The following is a 22756-nucleotide window of genomic DNA, read 5'->3' as shown; positions in this document are numbered from 1 at the left end:
CTCAACGGGTCAGATCCGCTTCAGATAGGCGCTGGGCCAGTAGGTGACGCGATCCTGCACCACCCCCTCGTTGAACGGGAAAGCCGGCTCCTCCAGCACGAACTCCGGATGGGCGGGCAGGAAGGCCTCGACCGCGCCGATCGGGTTGTTCCAGGCCCAATCAGGGGCCGAGCGCGGGGCGCCCACGACCTGGGCCATGATCCCGTCGGTGGCGACGATGTAGGAGCCCTTGGTCACCATCGGGCCATAGGCCTCGAGCTCGGCCAGGACGTGGGCCTTGGTGTGGTTGGAATCGAGCAGCACCAGGGTGGTCTCGCCCGGCTTCACCTGGGCGGCGACCTGTTCGACGGTGGCGGCGTCCACCGAGCTGCCCTCGATCAGGGTGATCAGGGACGACATCTCGTGCGCCTCGATGGCCTTGCGGTTGTGCGGGCGGATCTCGATGTCGATGCCGACGATGCGGCCCTTGCCCATGGCCTTGCACAGGCTGGCGTAGAAGATCAGCGAGCCGCCGTGGGCGACGCCGGTCTCGATGATCACGTCCGGCTTGATGGCGTAGATCACCTCCTGGATGCGGACCATGTCGTCCGGCAGCTGGATGATCGGCCGGCCCATCCAGGAAAAGCTGTAGACGTACTTGGTGTCCCAGCCGCAGCGGATCCAGGCGTCGGAGACGATCTTGAACGCCTCGGGCGAGGCCAGGGGGTGGGTCACAGTCCCGTTCGGCCCCTCGACCGTAACCTGGCCGCGAGCTTCATCGATCGTAATCATGGAAAGGGCGGGTCCTTGCAGCCTGACAGGCTTCAATACCCCCGATTTCGGTTACCGGCCCATTAACCATGGCGCCGCTGCGACGAAATGGGCGGCCTCTCCGCTGGGGAGAGGCCGCTGCTTCATGGTCGCTTAGACGGTCTGGAAGCTGCCGAAGTTGTAGGTCCAGGGCGTCGACCCGTCGGTGGTGATCACCCCGATCAGGGTGCCGCCGGTCGAGAAGGCGCCGTTGGCGCTGTAGAACAGCTCGCCGGTGTCCTGCTCGTAGACGAAGCCGCCGTGGCCACCGGTCGCCAGGGTGGTGGCGTGCAGGGCCGTGGCGTTGGCCACCGAGGTGATGTTGGTCCCGTTCACCAGGCCGCCGGAGATCGAGTAGGTCGGGGCGTGGCCGGTCCAGACCCCGGAGGTGTCCAGGCCGATCTTGTTGCCGTGCGCCTGGTCGAAGTTCATCACCGTGGTGAAGTTGTTCGAGCTGTCCTGGTCGAACACGAACACGTCGGCGGCGCTGTGGCCATAGACCTGGTTCACCCCGCCACCGGCGGCGATGTCCACCGGCCCGGTCCCGCTCACCGTGATGGTGTCGTTGCCGGTCCCGCCCAGGATGGTCTGGGCGTTGGCCACGCTGACGTGGTTGGTCCCCGCCGCCAGGATCAGGCTGTCCGAGCCGCCGGCGGTGAAGTTGACCTGGCCGCCCACCATGGACGATCCGAGCGTAATGGTGTCGTTGCCCGCCCCGGCGTTGATGGTCTCGACGTTCGACACCGTGGCCGTGTTGTTGAAGGCCCCGAAGTTCAGCACGTTCGTGCCGGCCCCCAGGTCGATCGAGCCGCCGGTGACGCCCGAGCCGAAGGTGATGGTGTCGTTGGCCGAGCCGCCGATCAGGGTCTCGACGTGACTGACCGTGCCGGTGTTGGCGAAGTTGCCGAGCACCAGCTTGTCCTCGCCCGCGCCCAGGTCGATGGCCATCGAGGTGGTCAGGGCGTTGCCCAGGGTGACCGTGTCGTTGCCCGTGCCGCCGGTCAGGGTCTCGACGTTGTTGACCGTCAGGGTGTTGGCGAAATTGCCGAGGGTCAGGCTGTCGTTGCCCACGCCCAGGTCGATGGAGGCGTTCGAGGTCGCCGCGCCCAGGGTGATGGTGTCGGCGCCCGTCCCGCCCAGCAGGGTCTCGACGTTGGAGACCGTGGCCGAGTTGGTCCCGTTGGCCAGGGTCAGGGTGTCGTTACCTAGGCCCAGGTCGAAGGAGCCGTTCGTCACCGCCGTCGCCAGGGTGATGGTGTCCGCCCCGGTGCCGCCGATCACGCTCTCGACATTGGACAGCGTACCGGTGTTGGTGAAGGCGCCCAGGGTCAGCTTGTCGGCGCCGGCCCCGAGGTCGATCGACAGGCCGGTGGTCAGGACCGAGCCCAGGGTGATCGAGTCATTGCCCGTGCCGCCGGTGATGGTCTCCACATTGGCCACCGTCGCCGTGTTGGCGAAGTTGCCGAAGGTCAGGACGTCGTTGCCGGCGGCGAGGTCGATGGAGCCGTTGGAGATCGCGCTTCCGAGCGTGATGGTGTCCACGCCCGAGCCGCCGACCAGGCTGGTCACGTTGCTGACCGTGCCGGTGTTGGCCACGTTGGCCAGGGTCAGCTTGTTGATCCCGGCCCCGAGATCGATCGACATCCCGGTGGTCAAGGCGTTGGCCAGGGTGATGGTGTCCGAACCCGAGCCGCCAACGATGGTCTCGACGTTGTTGACCGTGGCGGTGTTGGTGAACCCGCCGAGGGTCAGGACGTCGGCGCCGACGCCGAGGTCGATGGAGGCGTTCACCGCGGCGGCGCCGAGGGTGATGGTGTCGGCGCCGGTGCCGCCGGTGACGGTCTCGACGTTGGAGACGGTGGCGGTGTTGGTCCCGTTGGCGAAGGTCAGGCTGTCGGCGCCGGCGCCGAGGTCGAACGACCCGCCGGTGACGGCCGTGCCCAGGGTGACCGCGTCCGCCGCCGTGCCGCCGACGATGGTCTCGACGTTGGAGACCGTGCCGGTGTTGGCGACATTGGCCAGGGTCAGCTTGTCAGCGCCCGCGCCCAGGTCCACCGCCATGGCGTTGGTCAGGGCCGTGCCCAAGGTGATGGTGTCCGCGCCCGTGCCGCCGGTCAGGGTCTCGACATTGGAGACCGTGGCGGTGTTGGCGCCGTTGGCCAGGGTCAGGGTGTCGGAGCCCGCGCCCAGGTCGATCGAGGCGTTGGAGACCGCCGCGCCGAGGGTGATGGCGTCCGCGCCCGTGCCGCCGGCCAGGGTCTCGACGCCCGACACCGTGCCGGTGTTGGCCGCATTGGCCAGGGTCAGCTTGTCCTCGCCCGCGCCCAGGTTCACCGACATGGCGGTGGTCAGGGCCGTGCCGAGGGTGACGGTGTCGTTGCCGGTCCCGCCGGTCAGGGTCTCGACATTGGAGACCGTCGCGGTGTTGGCGAAGTTGCCGAGGGTCAGGGTGTCGGAGCCCACGCCCAGGTCGATCGAGGCGTTGGAGGCCGCCGCGCCCAGGGTGATGGTGTCCGCGCCCGTCCCACCCAGCAGGGTCTCGACGTTGGAGACCGTGACGGTGTTGGGGAAGTTACCCAGGGTCAGGCTGTCATTGCCGGCCCCAAGGTCCACCGAACCGGTAAAGGCGGCGGCGGTAGCCAGGGTGATGGTGTCCGCCCCGGTGCCGCCGACCAGGGTCTCGACGCCCGAGACCGTGCCGGTGTTGGTCCCGTTGGCCAGGGTCAGCTTGTCATTGCCCGCGCCCAGGTCCAGCGACATGGCGGTGGTCAGGGCCGAACCCAGGGTGATGGTGTCCGCGCCCGTGCCGCCGGTCAGGGTCTCGACATTGGAGACCGTGGCGGTGTTGGCCGCGTTGGCCAGGGTCAGGGTGTCCGAACCCGCGCCCAGGTCCACCGAGCCGTTGGACAGGGCCGTGGCGTAGGTGACCGTGTCCGCGCCCGTGCCGCCGGCCAGGGTCTCGACGTTCGACACCGTGCCGGTGTTGGCCACATTGGCCAGGGTCAGCTTGTCAGAGCCCGCGCCCAGGTCCACCGACATGCCGGTGGTGAGCGCCGTGCCCAGGGTGATGGTGTCGGCGCCCGATCCGCCGGTCAGGGTCTCGACGTTCGACACCGTGGCGGTGTTGGTGAACCCGCCGAGGGTCAGGACGTCGGCGCCGACGCCGAGGTCGATGGAGGCGTTCACCGCGGCGGCGCCGAGGGTGATGGTGTCGGCGCCGGTGCCGCCGGTGACGGTCTCGACGTTGGAGACGGTGGCGGTGTTGGTCCCGTTGGCGAAGGTCAGGCTGTCGGCGCCGGCGCCGAGGTCGAACGACCCGCCGGTGACGGCCGTGCCCAGGGTGACCGCGTCCGCCGCCGTGCCGCCGACGATGGTCTCGACGTTGGAGACCGTGCCGGTGTTGGCGACATTGGCCAGGGTCAGCTTGTCAGCGCCCGCGCCCAGGTCCACCGCCATGGCGTTGGTCAGGGCCGTGCCCAAGGTGATGGTGTCCGCGCCCGTGCCGCCGGTCAGGGTCTCGACATTGGAGACCGTGGCGGTGTTGGCGCCGTTGGCCAGGGTCAGGGTGTCGGAGCCCGCGCCCAGGTCGATCGAGGCGTTGGAGACCGCCGCGCCGAGGGTGATGGCGTCCGCGCCCGTGCCGCCGGCCAGGGTCTCGACGCCCGACACCGTGCCGGTGTTGGCCGCATTGGCCAGGGTCAGCTTGTCCTCGCCCGCGCCCAGGTTCACCGACATGGCGGTGGTCAGGGCCGTGCCGAGGGTGACGGTGTCGTTGCCGGTCCCGCCGGTCAGGGTCTCGACATTGGAGACCGTCGCGGTGTTGGCGAAGTTGCCGAGGGTCAGGGTGTCGGAGCCCACGCCCAGGTCGATCGAGGCGTTGGAGGCCGCCGCGCCCAGGGTGATGGTGTCCGCGCCCGTCCCACCCAGCAGGGTCTCGACGTTGGAGACCGTGACGGTGTTGGGGAAGTTACCCAGGGTCAGGCTGTCATTGCCGGCCCCAAGGTCCACCGAACCGGTAAAGGCGGCGGCGGTAGCCAGGGTGATGGTGTCCGCCCCGGTGCCGCCGACCAGGGTCTCGACGCCCGAGACCGTGCCGGTGTTGGTCCCGTTGGCCAGGGTCAGCTTGTCATTGCCCGCGCCCAGGTCCAGCGACATGGCGGTGGTCAGGGCCGAACCCAGGGTGATGGTGTCCGCGCCCGTGCCGCCGGTCAGGGTCTCGACATTGGAGACCGTGGCGGTGTTGGCCGCGTTGGCCAGGGTCAGGGTGTCCGAACCCGCGCCCAGGTCCACCGAGCCGTTGGACAGGGCCGTGGCGTAGGTGACCGTGTCCGCGCCCGTGCCGCCGGCCAGGGTCTCGACGTTCGACACCGTGCCGGTGTTGGCCACATTGGCCAGGGTCAGCTTGTCAGAGCCCGCGCCCAGGTCCACCGACATGCCGGTGGTGAGCGCCGTGCCCAGGGTGATGGTGTCGGCGCCCGATCCGCCGGTCAGGGTCTCGACGTTCGACACCGTGGCGGTGTTGGTGAACCCGCCGAGGGTCAGGACGTCGGCGCCGACGCCGAGGTCGATGGAGGCGTTCACCGCGGCGGCGCCGAGGGTGATGGTGTCGGCGCCGGTGCCGCCGGTGACGGTCTCGACGTTGGAGACGGTGGCGGTGTTGGTCCCGTTGGCGAAGGTCAGGCTGTCGGCGCCGGCGCCGAGGTCGAACGACCCGCCGGTGACGGCCGTGCCCAGGGTGACCGCGTCCGCCGCCGTGCCGCCGACGATGGTCTCGACGTTGGAGACCGTGCCGGTGTTGGCGACATTGGCCAGGGTCAGCTTGTCAGCGCCCGCGCCCAGGTCCACCGCCATGGCGTTGGTCAGGGCCGTGCCCAAGGTGATGGTGTCCGCGCCCGTGCCGCCGGTCAGGGTCTCGACATTGGAGACCGTGGCGGTGTTGGCGCCGTTGGCCAGGGTCAGGGTGTCGGAGCCCGCGCCCAGGTCGATCGAGGCGTTGGAGACCGCCGCGCCGAGGGTGATGGCGTCCGCGCCCGTGCCGCCGGCCAGGGTCTCGACGCCCGACACCGTGCCGGTGTTGGCCGCATTGGCCAGGGTCAGCTTGTCCTCGCCCGCGCCCAGGTTCACCGACATGGCGGTGGTCAGGGCCGTGCCGAGGGTGACGGTGTCGTTGCCGGTCCCGCCGGTCAGGGTCTCGACATTGGAGACCGTCGCGGTGTTGGCGAAGTTGCCGAGGGTCAGGGTGTCGGAGCCCACGCCCAGGTCGATCGAGGCGTTGGAGGCCGCCGCGCCCAGGGTGATGGTGTCCGCGCCCGTCCCACCCAGCAGGGTCTCGACGTTGGAGACCGTGACGGTGTTGGGGAAGTTACCCAGGGTCAGGCTGTCATTGCCGGCCCCAAGGTCCACCGAACCGGTAAAGGCGGCGGCGGTAGCCAGGGTGATGGTGTCCGCCCCGGTGCCGCCGACCAGGGTCTCGACGCCCGAGACCGTGCCGGTGTTGGTCCCGTTGGCCAGGGTCAGCTTGTCATTGCCCGCGCCCAGGTCCAGCGACATGGCGGTGGTCAGGGCCGAACCCAGGGTGATGGTGTCCGCGCCCGTGCCGCCGGTCAGGGTCTCGACATTGGAGACCGTGGCGGTGTTGGCCGCGTTGGCCAGGGTCAGGGTGTCCGAACCCGCGCCCAGGTCCACCGAGCCGTTGGACAGGGCCGTGGCGTAGGTGACCGTGTCCGCGCCCGTGCCGCCGGCCAGGGTCTCGACGTTCGACACCGTGCCGGTGTTGGCCACATTGGCCAGGGTCAGCTTGTCAGAGCCCGCGCCCAGGTCCACCGACATGGACGTCGTCAAGGCGCCCGCCAGGGTCACCGTGTCGTTGCCGGTCCCGCCGGTGATGGTCTCAGTATTGGCGATGGTGGCGGTGTTGGCGAAATTGCCCAGGGTCAGGGCGTCGCCGCCGACGCCCAGATCGATAGACGCATTGGAGGCCGCCGCGCCCAGGGTGATGGTGTCGGCGCCGGTGCCGCCGGTCAGGGTCTCGACGTTGGAGACCGTCGCGGTGTTGGCGCCGTTGGCCAGGGTCAGGGTGTCGCTGCCGGCTCCCAGGTCCACCGAGGCGTTGGAAGCGACCGTGCCGAGAGTCACGGCGTCGGCGCCCGAACCGCCGACGACAGTCTCGACATTGGAGATGGTGCCGGTGTTGCCGCCAGCGGCCAGGATCAGCTTATCGGCGCCAGCGCCCAGGTCCAGCGACATGGCGGTGGTCAGGGCTGCGCCCAGGGTGATGGTGTCCGCGCCCGTGCCGCCGGTCAGGGTCTCGACATTGGAGACCGTGGCGGTGTTGGCGAAGTTGCCGAGGGTCAGGGTGTCGGAGCCCACGCCCAGGTCGATCGAGGCGTTGGAGGCCGCCGCGCCCAGGGTGATGGTGTCCGCGCCGGTACCGCCGACGATGCTCTCGACGTTCGACACCGTCACGGTGTTGGTCGCATTGGCGAGGACGATCTTGTCCTCGCCCGCGCCCAGGTCGATCACGGCGTTGGTCAGGCCGCCGGTGAAGGTGACAATGTCGTTGCCGGTGCCGCCAAGCAGGCTGTCGACGTCACTGAGGGTGACGTTGTTGCCATTGTTGCCAAGCGTAATGTCGATCGCCATCTGGACCCCCGAGGCCTCTCAATGCGCCTCCCCCGATACGCCGCCGGGCTTCTCCCTTTGGCCGCACGAAGGACAGCATCATCCACGGGGGACGCTAGGTAACGATCCTTAAAATTGGGTGATCTTCAGAGATAACACAGATCACTTCAGGCAAATAAATTTACCCTGATCTTCAGCTATTGTATGGTTTATTGAGTATTACGAAACATGGTTAACACGAACCTACATTCATTGCCTGGCAAGGCTTAGCCGGCGGCGCGCGCCTTCGACAAGGGCCGGGATGCACGCCTCGACCGGGACAGGGCGCCAATCGCCCAGAGCTTGCAGCCGCTCGGTGGCGATTAACGGGAACACCTGCGGCCTTTTGTCATGCGCGACGGCGACCTCGCATCCCGTGGCCGCCCGAATCGCGGCCAGCAGGGCGGCGTGGCTTGTGTTGCGCCCGGCCGCGACATTGTAGATCCGCTCGCGGCCCTGGACGGCGATGCGTGCCAGGGCTGTAGCCACGTCCTCCACCGCCACATAGTCCTTGGCGCTGTCCGGCGACGACTGCAGCACCACCCGCGCATCCCTAACCGCGTCAGTCAGGATCGAGGTCAGGAAATTCTCCGACGCGTCGTCGGCGCCGAACACGTTGGACAGCCGGGCGATGCGCGCCTCGGGCCGGCTTACGGCCAGGCAGGCCGCCTCCCCCATCAACTTGGAGAGATTGTAGAGGTCGCTGGGGTCGCCGGGATCGACCTCGATCCGCGCCGTCTCGGTCGCCTCCGCGGCGCCGGCATAGACCCGGGTCGAGGAGCAATAGAGGAAGCTGTCGAAGCGGCCTTCGCGCAGCAGCTCGGCGGCGAGGCTGACATGGGCCTCGATGGTCTCGAACGGGCGGCTGCGGAAGTCCGCGGTCAGGCCGATGCAATAGAAGACGTGGCCCAGCGATCCGTCCGCCGGCGGAGCGTCACCCCGGCCGAGCGCGACAACCTCCCAGCCCTCGCGGCGCAGGTGTTGCGTCAGATGCCGACCGACGAAGCCCTGGGCGCCGAAGACGGTCGCCCTCACTTGCGCCAGCCGATGGTCTTGGCCGGCGCCCCGGCGCTGATCGAATAGGCCGGCCGCTCGTCGCGCACCACCGAGCCGGCGGCGATGATCGAGCCCTTGCGGATGATCGCCCCGTCCAGGATCACGCTGTTGGCCCCGATCCAGACGTCATCCTCGATGACGATGCCGCCCCGGCTCTCCATGAACCCCTGGGTGCGAATCGGCCGGCCGGGGTCGCGGAACTCGTGATTGGTAGGGGCCAGGGTGCAGTTGGCGGCGATCAGCACGTCGGCCCCGATGGCGATGCCGTTGCCGGTATAGAGCACGCAGCCGGAATTGATCACGCTGCCCGGTCCGATGGTGACGTCGCCCGCGCCGCCGGCCGGCTTGACCTTTACGAAGGCGTCGATCACCGCCCCGGCCGCCACCACCACCCTGGAGCCGCGCACCGAGGGCTCGATGTCGGCCAGGGGTGAGATCTTGGCGGCGGGATCGGCGACCAGCATGTCAGAGCTCGATCGGCTTGAAGTCGGCGAGCCGTGGCAGGGCGCGGTCGCGGTCGGAGAGGATCGCCCCGGAGGGATCGGGCCAGGCGATGGCGAGGCCGGGATCGTCGAAGGCCACGCCGTCCTGCGAGCCCGGCGCATACGGCGGGGTGATGTGATAGGTCAGCTCGCTGTCGTCCTTCAGCGCCTGGAAGCCGTGGGCGAAGCCGGCAGGGACATAGAACTGGCGGCGGTTGTCGGCGCTGAGCTCGACCCCGTGCCAGCGGCCGTAGGTGGGCGAGCCGGCGCGCAGGTCGACGATCACATCGAACACCGCCCCGGCCGTGACGCGGATCAGCTTGACCTCGGCGTGGGGCGGGCGCTGCAGGTGCAGGCCGCGCAGGGTCCCGGCGTGGCGATTGAAGGAATAGCTGGTCTGTTCGAACCGGTTGACCAGGCCGTGGGCGGCGAAGGTCTCGGCGTCGATCAGCCGGGCGAACTCGCCGCGATCGTCCCGGGCGGGCTCGGGCGTGATCAGGAAGGCGCCGGCCAGCGGAGTCTCTTCGATCCTCATTCCAGGATGATAGGCTCTGGCAGGGGCAGGATGAAGCGCCCGCCCCATTCGCGGATCCGCCCCATCTGGCCGATAATTTCGTCCTTCAGGTTCCAGGGCAGGATCAGCACATAGTCAGGGCGGGTCTGGTAGATCCGGTCGGGCGCGTGGACCGGGATGCCGGTCCCGGGCAAGAGCAGGCCCTGCTTGTGCGGATTTGCGTCGACCGCATAGTCGATGAAATCGCCGCGCACCCCGCAATAGTTCAATAGCGTATTGCCCTTGGCCGGGGCGCCATAGGCGACGATGCTTTGGCCTTGGTCCTTCAGTCCGATCAGCAGTTCCAGGAAGCGGCGCTTGGTGCCTTTTACCCGCTCGGCGAAGTCGGCATAGGCGGCCAGGTCGTCCAGCCCCGCCCGCTCCTCCTTGGCGCGGAAGGCCTCGACCCGGTCCGAGGCCGGCCCGTGGGCGCCCGCATGGCCGGCGAAGATGCGTAAGGATCCGCCGTGGGTCTTCAGCTCCTCGACGTCGAACACCTCCAGCCCGTGCCGCTCGAACAGCCGCTCGACCGCCAGCAGCGAGAGGTAGGAATAGTGCTCGTGATAGATGGTGTCGAAATAATTGGCCTCGATCAGCCGCAGGAGGTGCGGGAACTCGAAGGTGGCCACGCCCTTGGGCTTCAAGAGCAGCTTGAAGCCGGCCACGAAGTCGTTGATGTCCGGCACGTGGGCCAGGACGTTGTTGGCGGCGGTGATGTCGGCGGCCTTGCCCTCGGCGACCAGCTGAGCGGCGAGATCAGCGCCGAAGAAGCCCACATGGGTCGGCACGCCGCGCTCGCTCCAGGCCGCCTCGGCGCAATTGGCGGCGGGGTCGACGCCAAGCACGGGCACCCCGCGCTGCTTGAAGTATTGCAGCAGGTAGCCGTCGTTGCTGGCCACCTCGACAACTTGCGAAGAAGGCGTGACGCCGAAGCGCTCGACCATCATCGCCACATAGGCCTCGGCATGGGCCAGCCAGGAGGCCGAGAAGGACGAGAAATAGGTGTAGTCGCCGTGGAAGTGCGCCTCGCGGCTCTCGATGTCCTGGATCTGCACCAGCTTGCACTGGCCACATACGAAGGTCTTCAGCGGATAGAAGCGCTCGGCCTCGCCGGCCTGTTCCGGCCGGCGCATGGCGTTGGAGATCGGCGAGAGGCCAAGGTCGACGAACACCTGTTCCAGCGGCGCGCCGCAGGACCGGCAGGAGAGCTGGGCGGCCTCAGCCATTCAGGTGGTCCTCGATCTGGGCCATCGTGACGGCCCGGGCGTCCACGCCGCGCGCCACCGCTCTATACCAGGCGACGGTGCGGTCCAGTCCTTCCTCGAGCCCCCAGCGCGGCGACCAGTCCAAGACTGCCCGAGCCCGCGCCGAGTCGACCTCCAAAAGGCGGGCCTCGTAGGGCTGCACGCCCGGGTCCTGGGTCCAGGCGGCGCCGTCGCCCCAGCGCGCGGCGGCCGCGTCGGCGATCCAGGCTACCGGGCGAGCCTCGCTTCCCAAAGGACCGAAGTTGAAGGCCATGTCCGCCGGCAGGGTGTCTTCAGCCAGCATGGCCTCGGCCAGGCTCAGGTAGCCGGTGAGGGGCTCGATCACGTGCTGCCAGGGCCGCACAGCGGCGGGGTTGCGGATCACCAGCGGCTGGCCGGCGATGAAGGCGCGCATGGCGTCGGGGATCAGCCGGTCCTCGGACCAGTCGCCGCCGCCGATGACATTGCCGGCGCGGGCGGTGGCGATACGCGGCCCCTCGTCGAAATAGGCGTGGCGCCAGGCCTGGACCACGATCTCGCAGGCGGCCTTGCTGGCGCCGTAGGGCTCCTTGCCCCCGAGCGCATCGGTCTCGCGATAGGCCCAGGGCCATTCGACATTGTCATAGACCTTGTCGCTGGTGACCACGACAGCGGCCTTCACCGAGGGGGTGCGCCGGATGGCCTCCAAGAGCCGCACCGTGCCCATGACGTTGGTCTCGAAGGTCTCGTCCGGATCCTTGCGCGCCCGACGCACCAGGGGCTGGGCGGCCAGGTGCAGCACCACTTCGGGCTGGGCGTGGGCCAGGGCTGCGGTCAGGCGCTCGCGATCGCGAATGTCGGCGATGATCGAGGTTCCGAGTTCGCCGATCCGGGCGCCCTCGAACAGGCTGGGACCCGGCTCCGGCGCCAGGGCGTAGCCGGTGGTGGCCGCGCCCAGCCGATGCAGCAGGGCGGTCAGCCAGCCGCCCTTGAAGCCCGTATGGCCGGTGACGAACACCCGCCGGTCACGCCAGAAATCCATCTCGCCCTCAGGCCCAGACGCGCCACGGCGCGGCGCCGGAAGTCCAGAGATCGTTCAACAGCTGCATCTCGCGGAAGGTGTCCATGCACTGCCAGAAGCCGCGGTGATGGTGCACCGCCAGCTCGCCCATGCGCGCCAGCTGCTCCAGCAGCGCGGTTTCCAAGGGCTCGTTCTGGTCCTCGTGCAACAGCTCGAAGGCCTTCTTCTGGAACACGAAATAGCCGCCGTTGATCCAGCCCTCGGTGACCTGGGGCTTTTCGGCGAAGCTTCTGATCACCCCGCCGTCGATGGCCAGCTCGCCGAAACGCGAGGAGGGGTGGACGGCCGTGACGGTGGCCAGCTTGCCCATGCGCTGGTGGGTCTCGATCAGCTCGTCGATCTCGACGTCGGCCACGGCGTCGCCATAGGTGGCCAGGAAGATGTCGCCGCGGACGTGCTTCAGGGCCTTCAGTATCCGCCGGCCGGTCAGGCTGTCGTGGCCGGTCTCCGCCAGCACCACGCGGCAGTCCAGCTTGTCCTCCCGGGCGGTGGGGATCACCTCAAGGGCGCCGGAGCCGACGTCGACCTCCAGGTCGTGCGAGCGGTTGTGGTAGTGGATGAAGTAGTCGCGGATCGCATCGCCCTTGTAGCCCAGGCACAGCACGAAACGGTCGGCGCCGTGGGCGCCATAGTGCTTCATGATGTGCCACAGGATCGGCCGGCCGCCGATCTCGACCATGGGCTTGGGCTTGAACTCCGTCTCCTCGCGCAGGCGCGTGCCAAGCCCGCCGCACAAGATCAGGGCGTCGAGGCCAGCGGCTCTATTGCTCTTTGAGGCCATGGCCGAGGGACTCCATCATGGGCTGGAACATATAGGCCAGCGCGGTGCGCGAGCCGGTTGGCACCACCACCTCGACCGGCGTGCCGACGTCGAGGCTCGGCCCGCCAGGCCGATCGACCTCGTCGCGGTCGATCGCGACCACCAGACTGTAGAACGGCTGGCCGGTCTTGGGGTCGGCAATCAGATCGGCCGAGCGAGATTGCACCGTCCCGTGCAGGGCGGGAAGCCCCCGCCACTGGGACGCGGTCACCCGCACCTGGACCTTCATGCCCTTCTGCAGCCGGCCCCCGTCGCCGGGTCGCACGCGGGTTTCGACGATCGGGCTGGCGTCCTTGGGCAGGATTTCCAAAAGCTTCTCGCCCTTGGCGACCACGGCGCCGGCGCCGTTGGCGGCGAGGCCGAACACATAGCCGGTGACAGGCGCACGGATGGTCGTGTGGTCGACCACGGCCTGGATGGCGGCCAGGCGCTGGGTCGCCTCGGCCAGCTTGGCGCGGGCGTCGTCGAGCTGCTCTGCGACCGAGGAGAGCCGATCGCGGCCGAGCTGCGAAGCCTGTTCCTGGTACTGACCGACCGAGTGCCCCAGCCGGTCGAGATTAGCCTGGTACTCGCGCTTCTGCCCCTCGAGCGCCGAGGCGGCGCGCTCCAGCTGGTCCACCTGGGACTTGGTGGCGAAACCCTTGGCGTAGAGCTTCTTCATGCCGGCCAGTTCTTCGCTGATGGTCTGGGCCTGCTGGTCGACGGCGGCGATCTGACCGCGATAGCCGTCGGCCATGCTGTGCGCCTGTCCGATCTCCTCGGAAATGGCGCCGGCCTGGCCGCGGAGGGCGTGGCGGCGGGCGCCGAGCAGCTGGGTCTGGCCCGCCATGATCGCGGCCACCGCTGGATCGGACGCGCGATCGGTCAGCGACTTGGGGAAGGCGATCGTGGGCGCCCCGACCGCCTCAGCCTCCAGCCGCGCCAGCTGGGCGGCCAGGGTGTCGACCGCAGTCTGTTCGATGGCCAGGCTGGCGTTGGCCTGGGTGGGGTCGAGGCGCATCAGCACCTGACCCTGCTTCACCAGGTCCCCTTCCCTGACCAGGATAGCCGAAACCACCCCTCCGTCGGGATGCTCGACCACCTTGTCCTGACCCTCGGCCTGGACCACGCCATAGGCCATCACCGCGCTGTCCAGCCGGGCGAAGGTCGAGCCGGCGATCAGAAAGGCCGCCAGCACGCCCACAATCACCAGACCGGTGCGTATTTGGCGCTTGATCGCGCCATCTCCGGTAAGGGCGGCGAACTCGGCCGCAGCGTCGCGGGTGTCGGGCAGGGCGGCGCCGGTCATGCGCGGGCCTGCATGGGCTGGGGCGCGGCGGCCCTGAAGCCGGGCGCGATCATGGGCAGGATCTGGCCGGTGAGGCCGAAGGCGGCGACGCCGCCATTCATCAGCACCAGCACCTTGTCGAGCCCCGCCAGGGCGCTGGGCTTGTGTGCGATCATCACCACCGAACAGCCGCGGGTCTTGAGCCGGCCCAGGAGTTGGGCCAGAGCCGCCTCGCCCTCCCCGTCCAGACTGGCGTTGGGCTCGTCCAGCACCACCAGGCGCGGGTCGCCGAACACGGCGCGAGCCAGGCCGATCCGCTGGCGCTGACCGCCGGAGAGCGTGGCGCCCGTGGCGCCGATCACCGTGTCGTAGCCGTTCGGCAGGCGCAGGATCATCTCGTGCGCCCCGGCAATGCGCGCGGCCAGCACGACCTGATCGGGTTCGCAGGCGCGGAAGCGGGCGATGTTGTCCTTGATGGTCCCGTCGAACAGCTCGATGTCCTGCGGCAGATAGCCGACGGCGCGGCCGAAGGCCTCGCGGTCCCAGCTGTAGACGTCGCCGCTGTCCAGCCGCACCACCCCGCCGGTGGGCTTGACCGCACCGACGATCAGGCGGGCCAGGGTGGACTTGCCGGCGGCGCTGGCGCCGACGATGCCGACCGATTCGCCGGGCTCCAGCGCGAAGCTGACATTGTTCAGGATCGGGGCGCGGCCACCGGGCGCGACATAGGCCAAACCCTCGGCCGACAGGCGGCCGACCGGATTGGGCAGGGGCATGGCCGAGGGGCGCGGCGCAGCCGTGAAGGCGGCCTCGACGCGCTGCAGCGCGGTCTTGCCGGCGACCAACTGGCGCCAAACGCCGACGGTCTGATCGATTGGGGCCAGCGCGCGGGTGGTCATGATCGAGGCGGCGAACAGGGCGCCGGAGGACATCTTCTGGCTCACCACCAGCCAGGCGCCGGTGGCGAAGATCGCCACTTGCAGGGCATAGCGGAAGAACTTGACCATGGCGCCGATATTGGCGTTGCGCATCGAGGCTTCGGCCTGGCGGTGCATCATCACCAGGCGCAGGCGGCGCCAGTCGACCAGGATGGCCGGCAGCATGCCCATGGCCTGCACCACCTCGGCGTTGCGCATCACCGAATCGGTCAGGCCGTAGCTGGCCTCGCCGCTACGGCCTGACTCGGCCAAGGGCTCTTCAACGACCTGCTGGTTCAGCACGGCCAGGGCCAGCAACGAAGCCGCGCCGATCAGCGACACCAGCCCCAACAGCGGGTGCAGGAAGGCGCAGCCCAGGATGAACAGGGGCGCCCAGGGTAGGTCCAAGAGCGCAAGGGTCCCACCGCCGGTCATCACCTGACGCAGGGTGTCGAGGTCGCGCAAGGCCTGAGCCCCGGCCATTCCGCCGGTCCGCACGGAAGTCTCCACCAGGCGCGCAAACAGGGGCGCCGAGAACTGGGCGTCGAGGCGGCAACCGAACGAGACCAGAAGTCGCGATCGCACGTCTTCCAGCAGGGCTGAGGCGCCGAGCGCGGCCAGGGCCGCGACGCAGATCACCGTCAGCGTCGCCTCGCTGCCCGAGAGCAGCACGCGATTGTAGAGCTGCATGGTGAACAGCGGCATGGCCAGGCTGAGCAGGTTGAGCGCGAAGGAAAAGCCCGCCGCGGCCAGGATCGCGCTCTTGGAGCCGGCATAGGCCTGGCGCAACAGGGGCGGGATATTCAGGCTCATTCGGGGTCGACACCTCGTACGCGGAGGCCGCGGAATCGCCGCGTCGTCTCCCGCCCCGAACCTCGCCTGGAATCCTTGAGGCGCAGTTAATCCCGCTTAACCATGACCGGGCTGCAGGACGTTTCCGGTCCCGGCCGCCCGCGACAGATCACCGCTGCCCCGAACATCACCTCCCGCCGACACACGCCCAGCAGAGTTCATTTATTACTGCCAAACCCAAATATATTACGGAGCGTTTCAAAGTATTTCCCACAATTACTTAGCCCGAGGCTTGCAGGCCTTTCGGTTTGCTGGCGGCGAGATCGGTTCTCACGGCTGGCGAGCGCCGCTCCCGGCGCGATCGCAAGGAAAGGACATAACTCATGCAAATCTCCGGCTCGTCCGGGTCTTACGCCGACAACTACGCCCAGCAGTTGCTGAGCCTTCTGCAGTCGCAGTCGTCGTCGAGCACCCAATCCACTGGGCAAAATCAGCCGAGCGAGGCCAATGGCGCCCAGGGCGGCCCGCCGCCCGGGCCGCCGCCGGGCCCGCCGCCGAGCGGCGGATCGAGTTCATCCCAATTCAGCGCCGACACACTGGCCTCGCTGCTGGCGGCGCAAGAGACGGATTCGAGTTCGTCCTCGACGGGCTCGACCAGCTCGACCAACGGGTCGAACTCGTCGGGCTCGTCCAGATGGTCCCCACCCCAGCCGCCTTCGGCCTCCGACATCGCCGACCAGTTGGTCAGCGCGCTGGGCGGCAATGGCGGGATCAGCCTGTCGCAGATCGAGAACGCCCTGAACGGATCGTCCAGTTCGAGCACGGATTCCAGCACGTCGAGCACCACCAGTGCGTCCAGCTCGAGCGACGCCACCCTGTCGGCCGAATTCTCCAAGCTCGACACCAATGGCGACGGCCAGCTCAGCGCGGACGAGCTGACCTCGGCCATCCAGAGCTTCATGGCTACGCAGTCTCCGCCGCCCTGGGCGTCGGGCATAGCTTCGGCGACAGCCTGACGTTCGAGACACCCTTCCCCCAGAACGGGGGAAGGGCGATCACGCCGCCGGCAGCGGCAGGCGCGCTATCGCGACCAAACCCTTGGTGCGGCGCGCCAGCACCAGCTCGCCGCCATGGGCGCGGGCGATCGAGCGGGCCACCGCCAGGCCCAGCCCCACTCCGCCGGTGTCGCGGTTGCGCGAGGCCTCGACGCGGTAGAAGGGCTCGAACACCCGCTCCAGCTCTTCCGGCGGCAGGCCGGGCCCCTCGTCGGCGACCTCGATCACCGCCTCGCCACCCTCGGCGTGCAGGCTGACCTTGGCCCCGCCGCCATATTTGACGGCGTTGTCGATCAGGTTGCCCACCATGCGCTTTAGCCCCACCGGGTCGGCGCCGATGGCGACCGGCTGGGACTCCTCCAGGGTCACGGCCGCCCCGGTAAGGGCGGCGCCGTCGACCTCGCACTCGATCAGCGACAGCAGGTCCAGCCGCTCGCGGCGCGCCGGGGCGTTGGCGTCACGGATGAAGACGAGGACGGCGCTGATCATGTCCTCCATCTGCTCCACATCGGCCAGGACGTTGGCGCGCAGGGCGGGCTCGGCGCCTTCCAGCTTGAAGCGGATGCGGGTCAGGGGCGTGCGCAGGTCATGCGAGATGGCCCCGACCATGGCGGTGCGGTCCTCGACATAGCGCTTGATGCGCACCTGCATCTCGTTGAAGGCGCGGGCGACAGCGCCCAGTTCGGCGGGACCGGTCAGGTCCAGGGGCGGTCCGCGGGGATCGCGACCCAGCCGCTCGGCGGCGGCGGCGAAGGCGCCGAAGGGTGCGGTCATGCGGCGGGCGAACAATATGCCGACCAGGGAGAAGACCCCTATGCAGGCTACGAACCACAGGATGATCCGCCATTGCCAGCTCGACGGGAACGAGCCGGGCGCAGGCGTCACGGTGGCCCAGCTCCCGTTCGGCAGACGCAGGGCGGCGGTGAAGTCGCCATAGAGTGGCCGTTGCGCCGGGTCACCGAACGGCCGAGGCCCGAAACGCCCGTCCATCGGCGGCGGCCCACGCGGCGGAGGCCCACCGGGAGCCGGCCCCCCTTGGGGCGGACCGTCCTGAGTCGGCGGCCCGAATCCCGGCCCATCCATCCGGCGGAAGGGCCGGCGATGCAGCCCCGCCATGTCGTCCTGCGGATCGCGCCCCAGCATCACCAGATGCTGAAGCGCGGCCGCCCACATCGGCGCAGTATTGTAGCTGAGGCGCACGGCGTCCGGCTGGGCGCCCAGCAACGCCGCCAGCTCGCGCCGGGCCCGGGGCGGGGCCATTCGGCTGTCGGCGGGCGGGCTCGCCGTCTCGGCGCGAACCAGAGGCGGGCCAAGGCGTGGCTGGACCGGGCGCGCCTCCAGGGCCGCGGCGATCTCGCCCAGGGTATAGATCGGCGGCCGGGGCGGCGGCAGCAGCAGGACCACGGCCAGGTTCACCAGCTGGGCCACCACCAGGCCGGCGATCAGCAGCGCCACCACCTGCACGGCGAAGGGCGTGGTGGCGACCGAGGCTTTGGAGCGAGGCGAGGAGGTCACAGGCGGTTCGCGGTCTAACCCCGCCGCACCCGGGCTGTGAACATGTAGCCGGCGCCGCGGATAGTGCGGATCATGTCGCTGTTGTCGCCCTGGCTCAGCTTGCGGCGCAAGCGACTGACCTGCACGTCGATGGCGCGGTCGAAAATGTCGGCGTCGGCGCCCTTGGCGTGCTCGATCAGCTCTTCGCGGCCCAGGATGCGGCCCGGATTGTCGAGGAAGGCGGTCAGCAGCGAGAACTCGCCCTCGGTCAGCAGCACGGTCTCGCCGGCCGGCGAGAGCAGCTGCCGGCGCAGCACGTCGAGGCGATAGCCGGCGAACTCATAGGTCTGGCTGGCCGAGCGGCCCCGCTCCTGGCGCTCGTCGGCGCGACGCATCACGGCGCGGATGCGCGCCACCAGCTCCCGCGGACTGCAGGGCTTCGGCAGGTAGTCGTCGGCGCCCAGCTCCAGGCCGACGATGCGGTCGATCTCGTCCCCCATGGCGCTCATGATGATGATCGGCGGGCCGCCCGCCTCGCGCAGGCGGCGGCAGGCCGCCAGGCCGTCCTCGCCGGGCATCATCACGTCGAGGATGATCAGCCGGATCGGATCGGCGCGCAGGGCCGGCTCGATCCCGGCCGCGTCCTTGGCCAGGTGCACGACAAATCCGTGCTGGGTGAGATAGGCGGAGATTTCCGCGCGCAGGCCGGCGTCGTCGTCGACCAGCAGCAGATGCGGACCGGCGGCCGCCAGGGCAGGAGCGTTCATCGGCCCTCCTTAAGCCGGCCAACTATGGCGAACTGATCACCGCTTCGCCACAATTCTGGAACACAGGCGACGCTGATCAGCGCTGTACAGCCGCGCACGTCAGATCGCGCCCCTCCAGGCGGCAGGTCGCCACAACCTGGTCGTCCAGGTCGCGGAAGGTCCCGGTCCAGGCCGCGCCAGCCCTCTCCATCATGAAGAATCCGAAGCGCTGGAAGGTCAGCCGCTGGGCGGTCATGCCCTCGATGCGCCTGGGCCCGGCGCGCGGCCGGCGCAGGTCGGATTCCTCGGCCGCATCGCCGCCGGTGCCGGCCACCAGCTGCGAGGGCCTCCGCCCCCCGAAATCGTAGGCTGCGAAGTGATGCACGTGGCCGGAGACGATCAGGCTGACCGCCGAGAGGTCGCGGCCGCGGACGGCGGCCTGCAGGGTCTTGTCCAAGCTGATCTCGGCCGGTCCCACAGGACCCAGGCGCGCGAACGGGGTCACAGCCCAGACCGGCCTGTGGGTGACGATCCAGCCAGGCTTGGAAGCCAGATCCGGGGCCAGGGCGTCGAGTTGGCCGGCGATGCGCGCCACGTCCGGCGGCGGGGCCGCGCGGTCTTCGGACTCGGCGCTGTCGATGACGTAGAGGTTCAGCCCGCCGATATCGATCTTGTAGGGCGCCTCGGTGTCGGCGCAGCCCAGGGCCTGGTCGCCAGCATCCAGGAAACGGGTCCAGCCCTGGCCACCGCGATAGCAGACCTCGTGATTGCCGCGGGCGAAGACGAAGGGCGCGGCCTGGAACAGGGGCTGGGCGGGATCGAAGAAGTCGGCGCGCCAACTGTCCCAGGCGTCGCCGTGCGGGCTGCCGACGCAACCCTGCCGCCCGGGCGGACAGGCGCTTTCCCGGTAATAGTAGTCGCCCACATGAATGATCAGGTCCGGCCGATGTTTCGCCGCCAGCTTCGCCACCAGGGGGAAAGGCCAGCTCGAGGTATTGTTGCAGTCCTGGACCTGGTCGCCGCGGATTCGGCAGCCGGTGTCGCCGAAGATCAGTATGCGCTGCGGCGGCCGGGCCATCAGCGGCAGGGGTCGGCCGGCGATCTCGGCCTTGACGGCGCCGGAGGGAACCAGGACCTGGCAGGCGGCCACGGGAAAGCCCTCGCCCGGCGGCGCACGGAGACGCATGGGGGTCCGCACGCCGTCGATCACCGCCTCCGGGCAGCGCCCGTCCAGGGCGATGGCGCGCAGCTCCTGCCCGGCGCCGGTCAGTTCGGTCCAAGCGAAGGGCTTTGGGCCATCGCCGCCGCCGGTCTGGTTCATCGCCGGGCCGGGCGCCGAGCCCTGCAGGGTCAGGGCGACCGCCAGGAGAACCAGCATCGCCATTCGCATCAGCCTCTCCTACCCCGTCCTGATGCGCCTGCTTGACCAGATCGGCGCGCAAAACAAAAGGGCGATCCGTCGCCGGATCGCCCTTCGTTCGGCTTCTAAAGAGCCCGCGGCGCGGAATTGGGGCGCCATGCCCGAATTCCGGCGGAAGCCTCCCGCGGAGCTCCCCCTCACCCCGACGAGATCGGTGGTTCCGACCTCGCCAAGATATCGCGCTCATTCTGGCGGGGCTGGCGGGGTCCCGGCAACCGCCCTCGGCGACGCAGGCGACTTTCGTGCGCCCCCTGTGGCTCGCTGAACACAACGTCACCAATCAGGCGAGCCGCGGAAAAGAACACCAAATGGCCCTATTCTGGTCGCGCCGGGGCCGCATCCGGCTGGGAAAACCTCACCGTCGGCTGACCGGATTGCTTAGCGGATCCCGGTACCTGAACAGCCCCCCCAGCCCCCCTGGATCGGCGGCGCTGGTCAGTCGACACCCCCCACAGCCTCAAAGCGTTTCGAGAGCGGCGATTGGTCCGTACGGCCGCCATCGCCTTGACCGCGGTTTTGTGGCATTGGTCGCGCGCTGCGGCCTTCATTCCGGACACGGCCATCTTACATCCAGGCCCCGAAGGCCCGTGACCCATAGAGGATCTTGATTTGGACCAGCTTTCGCCGGCGCGCGTGTCGGGTTCCCTCTTGTCGGACTCTAGGGCCGTCCGGGGCGGCTTCATCGACAGCCTGAAGGCGGCCCAGGTCACAGAAGCGCCCTATCGGCACTGGGCCCTGGCGGACATGTTCCCGGCCGACGTGGTCGCGGCCCTGTCGCAATTGCCATTTCCCGTACCGGACCTGGAAGGGGTTTCCGGCGCGCGCGAGCTGCACAACAACACCCGCTGCTATTTCGACCCCGAGAACAACGCGCTGCATCCGGTCTGCGGCGCCGTGGCCGAGGCTTTCCAGGACCCGGTGACCGTGGGCGCGATCATGGACGCCACTGGCGCGGCGATCGAGGACTGCTTCCTGCGCATCGAATACGCCCAGGACATCGACGGCTTCTGGCTGAAGCCGCACACCGACCTGGGCGTGAAGAAGCTGACCCTGCTCTACTATCTGGCCGACGAACCGGGCCAGGACGAGCTGGGCACCGACATCTACGCGGACGCCGACACCTGGACCAAGCGTTCAGCGTTTTCGCCCAACACGGCGATGATGTTCGTGCCCTCGAACAACACCTGGCACGGCTTTGAGCCGCGGGCGATCAAGGGCGTGCGCCGCAGCGTGATCATCAACTACGTCACCGACGAGTGGCGCGCCCGCGAACAGCTGGCCTATCCGACGCCCGTCCGCCGCGCCTGAAGCAGGCTGCGGACCGCGGCCGCCGCGGCCTCAGTGGCGTCGATCGGCCCCCCGGCCGGCGGCGGAACCGGATCGCCAAGAAACCGCCGCACCAGGCCTTTGGCCAGGAGACCGTGCAGGAAGGCGGCGTGGCGACGCCCGCCGTCGGGGCCGAACACCTCTACCGGATGCGGCGTGGCCAGGGCCTCGGAGATCATCGAGACGCTGTCGCTGGTCACCACCAGCCGATCCGACAGGGCCAGGATGCCGCGATAGGGATTGTCGCCCTGCAGGTCCCACAGATAGGCGTCCGGATCGCCCGCCAGGGCCTCCTCGAACAAGGCCCGCGCCGCGACCGGCGTGCGGCGGGAAGGCGTCACCGCCAGGGCCGCGCCTGTGGCCCGGCGCACGGCTTGCAGCCGATCAATCAGCACCTGGGCCTCGGCGGTTTCAAAGGGATGGTGGCGAGTGGTCCCGCCCAGCATCACCCCGATCAGCGGCCGGCCGGGTCGCGCCAACCGCGCGCGCCAGGCCTCGCCCGCCGCCGCCAGCCTGTCCGGCGTGACGTCGTGCAGGGCGGTGGGCGCGGAGATGACGTTGGGCCCGGACACCTGGTCGTGTTCCATGGCGATGACCAGGTCGAAGGCCGAGACCGCGGTCAGTGGGTTCTGCACATGGACCGTCACCGTCCTGCCGCGGCTGGCGCGCCGGATGGCGATCGAAAGCGCGGTGGTGCGGCGTCCACAACTGATCAGCAGATCCGGCCAGGGCGGCGTCGGCCGGTCGCTTTCCCTGGAAAGGTTTGCAAGGGCGAAGGGCGCGGCCCAGGCGCCCGGCAGGGCGCGCCAGGGCGGTTTCAGCCCGACCACCAGTTCGCGCGCCTCGCCGGCCACGGCCATCGCCAAGCCACGCGCCTGGGTGCGAAACCCCGCCTCGCCCGAGGTCATGAACCATGCGCTCAAGGCGCCCATTCGCGTGATCCCGCCGTCTGATCTAATTTCCCCATGCGCCGAGTCGGGGCGCCATAGAAACGCCGCCGAGCCAGGGCAACGCGCTTGCGCGGCGGCGACAGCATCGCCAATTGGAGGCGCGCAGAGCTTTTGTCCTGCACGCG

At 69.2% G+C, this 22756-nt stretch carries 16 protein-coding genes; 1 reads left to right on the top strand and 15 read right to left on the bottom strand.

From position 1 onward, the window contains the following. Window positions 1-9: 9 nt before the first annotated feature. From KCG34_RS19575 to KCG34_RS19510, 14 genes are all read right to left on the bottom strand, one after another. Window positions 10-771: a cephalosporin hydroxylase family protein gene (locus tag KCG34_RS19575; protein WP_211937282.1), complete on the bottom strand. Its 762-nt coding sequence runs from the start codon at window positions 769-771 to the stop codon at window positions 10-12. Window positions 772-903: 132 nt separating this feature from the next. Further along, entirely contained in the window at window positions 904-7431 is a 6528-nt protein-coding gene (locus KCG34_RS19570) for a hypothetical protein (RefSeq protein WP_211937281.1), read from the bottom strand. Between the two features lie 228 nt (window positions 7432-7659). Next, entirely contained in the window at window positions 7660-8484 is an 825-nt protein-coding gene (locus KCG34_RS19565) for an NAD-dependent epimerase/dehydratase family protein (protein ID WP_211937280.1), read from the bottom strand. Continuing rightward, window positions 8481-8969: an acyltransferase gene (locus tag KCG34_RS19560; protein WP_211937279.1), complete on the bottom strand. Its 489-nt coding sequence runs from the start codon at window positions 8967-8969 to the stop codon at window positions 8481-8483. Before KCG34_RS19560 ends, KCG34_RS19565 begins: the two co-directional genes overlap by 4 nt. A gap of 1 nt (window position 8970) precedes the next feature. After that, entirely contained in the window at window positions 8971-9522 is a 552-nt protein-coding gene (gene rfbC / locus KCG34_RS19555; RefSeq protein WP_211937278.1) for a dTDP-4-dehydrorhamnose 3,5-epimerase, read from the bottom strand. Then, window positions 9519-10766 carry a class I SAM-dependent methyltransferase gene (locus tag KCG34_RS19550; RefSeq protein ID WP_211937277.1) on the bottom strand — a complete coding sequence of 416 codons (1248 nt, stop codon included), beginning with the start codon at window positions 10764-10766 and terminating at the stop codon, window positions 9519-9521. Before KCG34_RS19550 ends, rfbC begins: the two co-directional genes overlap by 4 nt. Continuing rightward, window positions 10759-11805, bottom strand: coding sequence for a CDP-glucose 4,6-dehydratase (gene rfbG, locus KCG34_RS19545; RefSeq protein ID WP_211937276.1), 1047 nt, complete (start codon window positions 11803-11805; stop codon window positions 10759-10761). Before rfbG ends, KCG34_RS19550 begins: the two co-directional genes overlap by 8 nt. 7 nt (window positions 11806-11812) lie before the next feature. Beyond that, window positions 11813-12625, bottom strand: coding sequence for a glucose-1-phosphate cytidylyltransferase (locus KCG34_RS19540; RefSeq protein WP_211937275.1), 813 nt, complete (start codon window positions 12623-12625; stop codon window positions 11813-11815). Further along, window positions 12606-13952 carry an HlyD family type I secretion periplasmic adaptor subunit gene (locus tag KCG34_RS19535; protein WP_211937274.1) on the bottom strand — a complete coding sequence of 449 codons (1347 nt, stop codon included), beginning with the start codon at window positions 13950-13952 and terminating at the stop codon, window positions 12606-12608. The genes KCG34_RS19540 and KCG34_RS19535 overlap by 20 nt, the downstream gene beginning before the upstream one ends. Next, window positions 13949-15661: a type I secretion system permease/ATPase gene (locus tag KCG34_RS19530; RefSeq protein ID WP_211937273.1), complete on the bottom strand. Its 1713-nt coding sequence runs from the start codon at window positions 15659-15661 to the stop codon at window positions 13949-13951. Before KCG34_RS19530 ends, KCG34_RS19535 begins: the two co-directional genes overlap by 4 nt. A gap of 469 nt (window positions 15662-16130) precedes the next feature. Continuing rightward, on the bottom strand, window positions 16131-16589 hold the full coding sequence (locus KCG34_RS19525; protein WP_211937272.1) for a hypothetical protein: 459 nt from the start codon (window positions 16587-16589) through the stop codon (window positions 16131-16133). 106 nt (window positions 16590-16695) lie between these two features. Beyond that, window positions 16696-18210, bottom strand: a complete 1515-nt coding sequence (locus KCG34_RS19520) for a sensor histidine kinase (protein ID WP_249138088.1) — start codon at window positions 18208-18210, stop codon at window positions 16696-16698. A gap of 14 nt (window positions 18211-18224) precedes the next feature. Continuing rightward, window positions 18225-18956 (bottom strand): response regulator, encoded by a 732-nt coding sequence (locus tag KCG34_RS19515; protein ID WP_211937271.1) that lies wholly within the window; start codon window positions 18954-18956, stop codon window positions 18225-18227. A 76-nt stretch (window positions 18957-19032) separates the two neighbouring features. Beyond that, window positions 19033-20325, bottom strand: a complete 1293-nt coding sequence (locus KCG34_RS19510; protein ID WP_211937270.1) for a metallophosphoesterase family protein — start codon at window positions 20323-20325, stop codon at window positions 19033-19035. Between the two features lie 639 nt (window positions 20326-20964). Between KCG34_RS19510 and KCG34_RS19505 the strand changes: the two genes are divergently transcribed. Further along, window positions 20965-21663, top strand: coding sequence for a 2OG-Fe(II) oxygenase (locus KCG34_RS19505; RefSeq protein ID WP_211937269.1), 699 nt, complete (start codon window positions 20965-20967; stop codon window positions 21661-21663). On the opposite strand, the gene KCG34_RS19500 is transcribed toward KCG34_RS19505, so the two are convergent. Continuing rightward, window positions 21636-22613 (bottom strand): mitochondrial fission ELM1 family protein, encoded by a 978-nt coding sequence (locus tag KCG34_RS19500; RefSeq protein ID WP_211937268.1) that lies wholly within the window; start codon window positions 22611-22613, stop codon window positions 21636-21638. The two genes, KCG34_RS19505 and KCG34_RS19500, sit on opposite strands and share 28 nt — an antisense overlap. Window positions 22614-22756: the final 143 nt, after the last annotated feature.

Origin of the sequence: Phenylobacterium montanum (assembly GCF_018135625.1) — a bacterium.
Taxonomy (GTDB): Bacteria; Pseudomonadota; Alphaproteobacteria; order Caulobacterales; family Caulobacteraceae; genus Poindextera; species Poindextera montana.
This window is presented reverse-complemented; position numbering and strand designations above follow the sequence as displayed.

Coding starts and splice junctions, on each gene's coding strand:
- rfbC (WP_211937278.1), bottom strand. CDS start 9,522: ATGAGGATCGAAGAGACTCCGCTGGCCGGCGCCTTCCTGATCACGCCC.
- KCG34_RS19515 (WP_211937271.1), bottom strand. CDS start 18,956: ATGAACGCTCCTGCCCTGGCGGCCGCCGGTCCGCATCTGCTGCTGGTC.
- KCG34_RS19575 (WP_211937282.1), bottom strand. CDS start 771: ATGATTACGATCGATGAAGCTCGCGGCCAGGTTACGGTCGAGGGGCCG.
- KCG34_RS19550 (WP_211937277.1), bottom strand. CDS start 10,766: ATGGCTGAGGCCGCCCAGCTCTCCTGCCGGTCCTGCGGCGCGCCGCTG.
- KCG34_RS19525 (WP_211937272.1), bottom strand. CDS start 16,589: ATGGCCGAGGTCAGCTCGTCCGCGCTGAGCTGGCCGTCGCCATTGGTG.
- KCG34_RS19540 (WP_211937275.1), bottom strand. CDS start 12,625: ATGGCCTCAAAGAGCAATAGAGCCGCTGGCCTCGACGCCCTGATCTTG.
- KCG34_RS19530 (WP_211937273.1), bottom strand. CDS start 15,661: ATGAGCCTGAATATCCCGCCCCTGTTGCGCCAGGCCTATGCCGGCTCC.
- KCG34_RS19535 (WP_211937274.1), bottom strand. CDS start 13,952: ATGACCGGCGCCGCCCTGCCCGACACCCGCGACGCTGCGGCCGAGTTC.
- KCG34_RS19570 (WP_211937281.1), bottom strand. CDS start 7,431: ATGGCGATCGACATTACGCTTGGCAACAATGGCAACAACGTCACCCTC.
- KCG34_RS19510 (WP_211937270.1), bottom strand. CDS start 20,325: ATGCGAATGGCGATGCTGGTTCTCCTGGCGGTCGCCCTGACCCTGCAG.
- KCG34_RS19500 (WP_211937268.1), bottom strand. CDS start 22,613: ATGGGCGCCTTGAGCGCATGGTTCATGACCTCGGGCGAGGCGGGGTTT.
- rfbG (WP_211937276.1), bottom strand. CDS start 11,805: ATGGATTTCTGGCGTGACCGGCGGGTGTTCGTCACCGGCCATACGGGC.
- KCG34_RS19560 (WP_211937279.1), bottom strand. CDS start 8,969: ATGCTGGTCGCCGATCCCGCCGCCAAGATCTCACCCCTGGCCGACATC.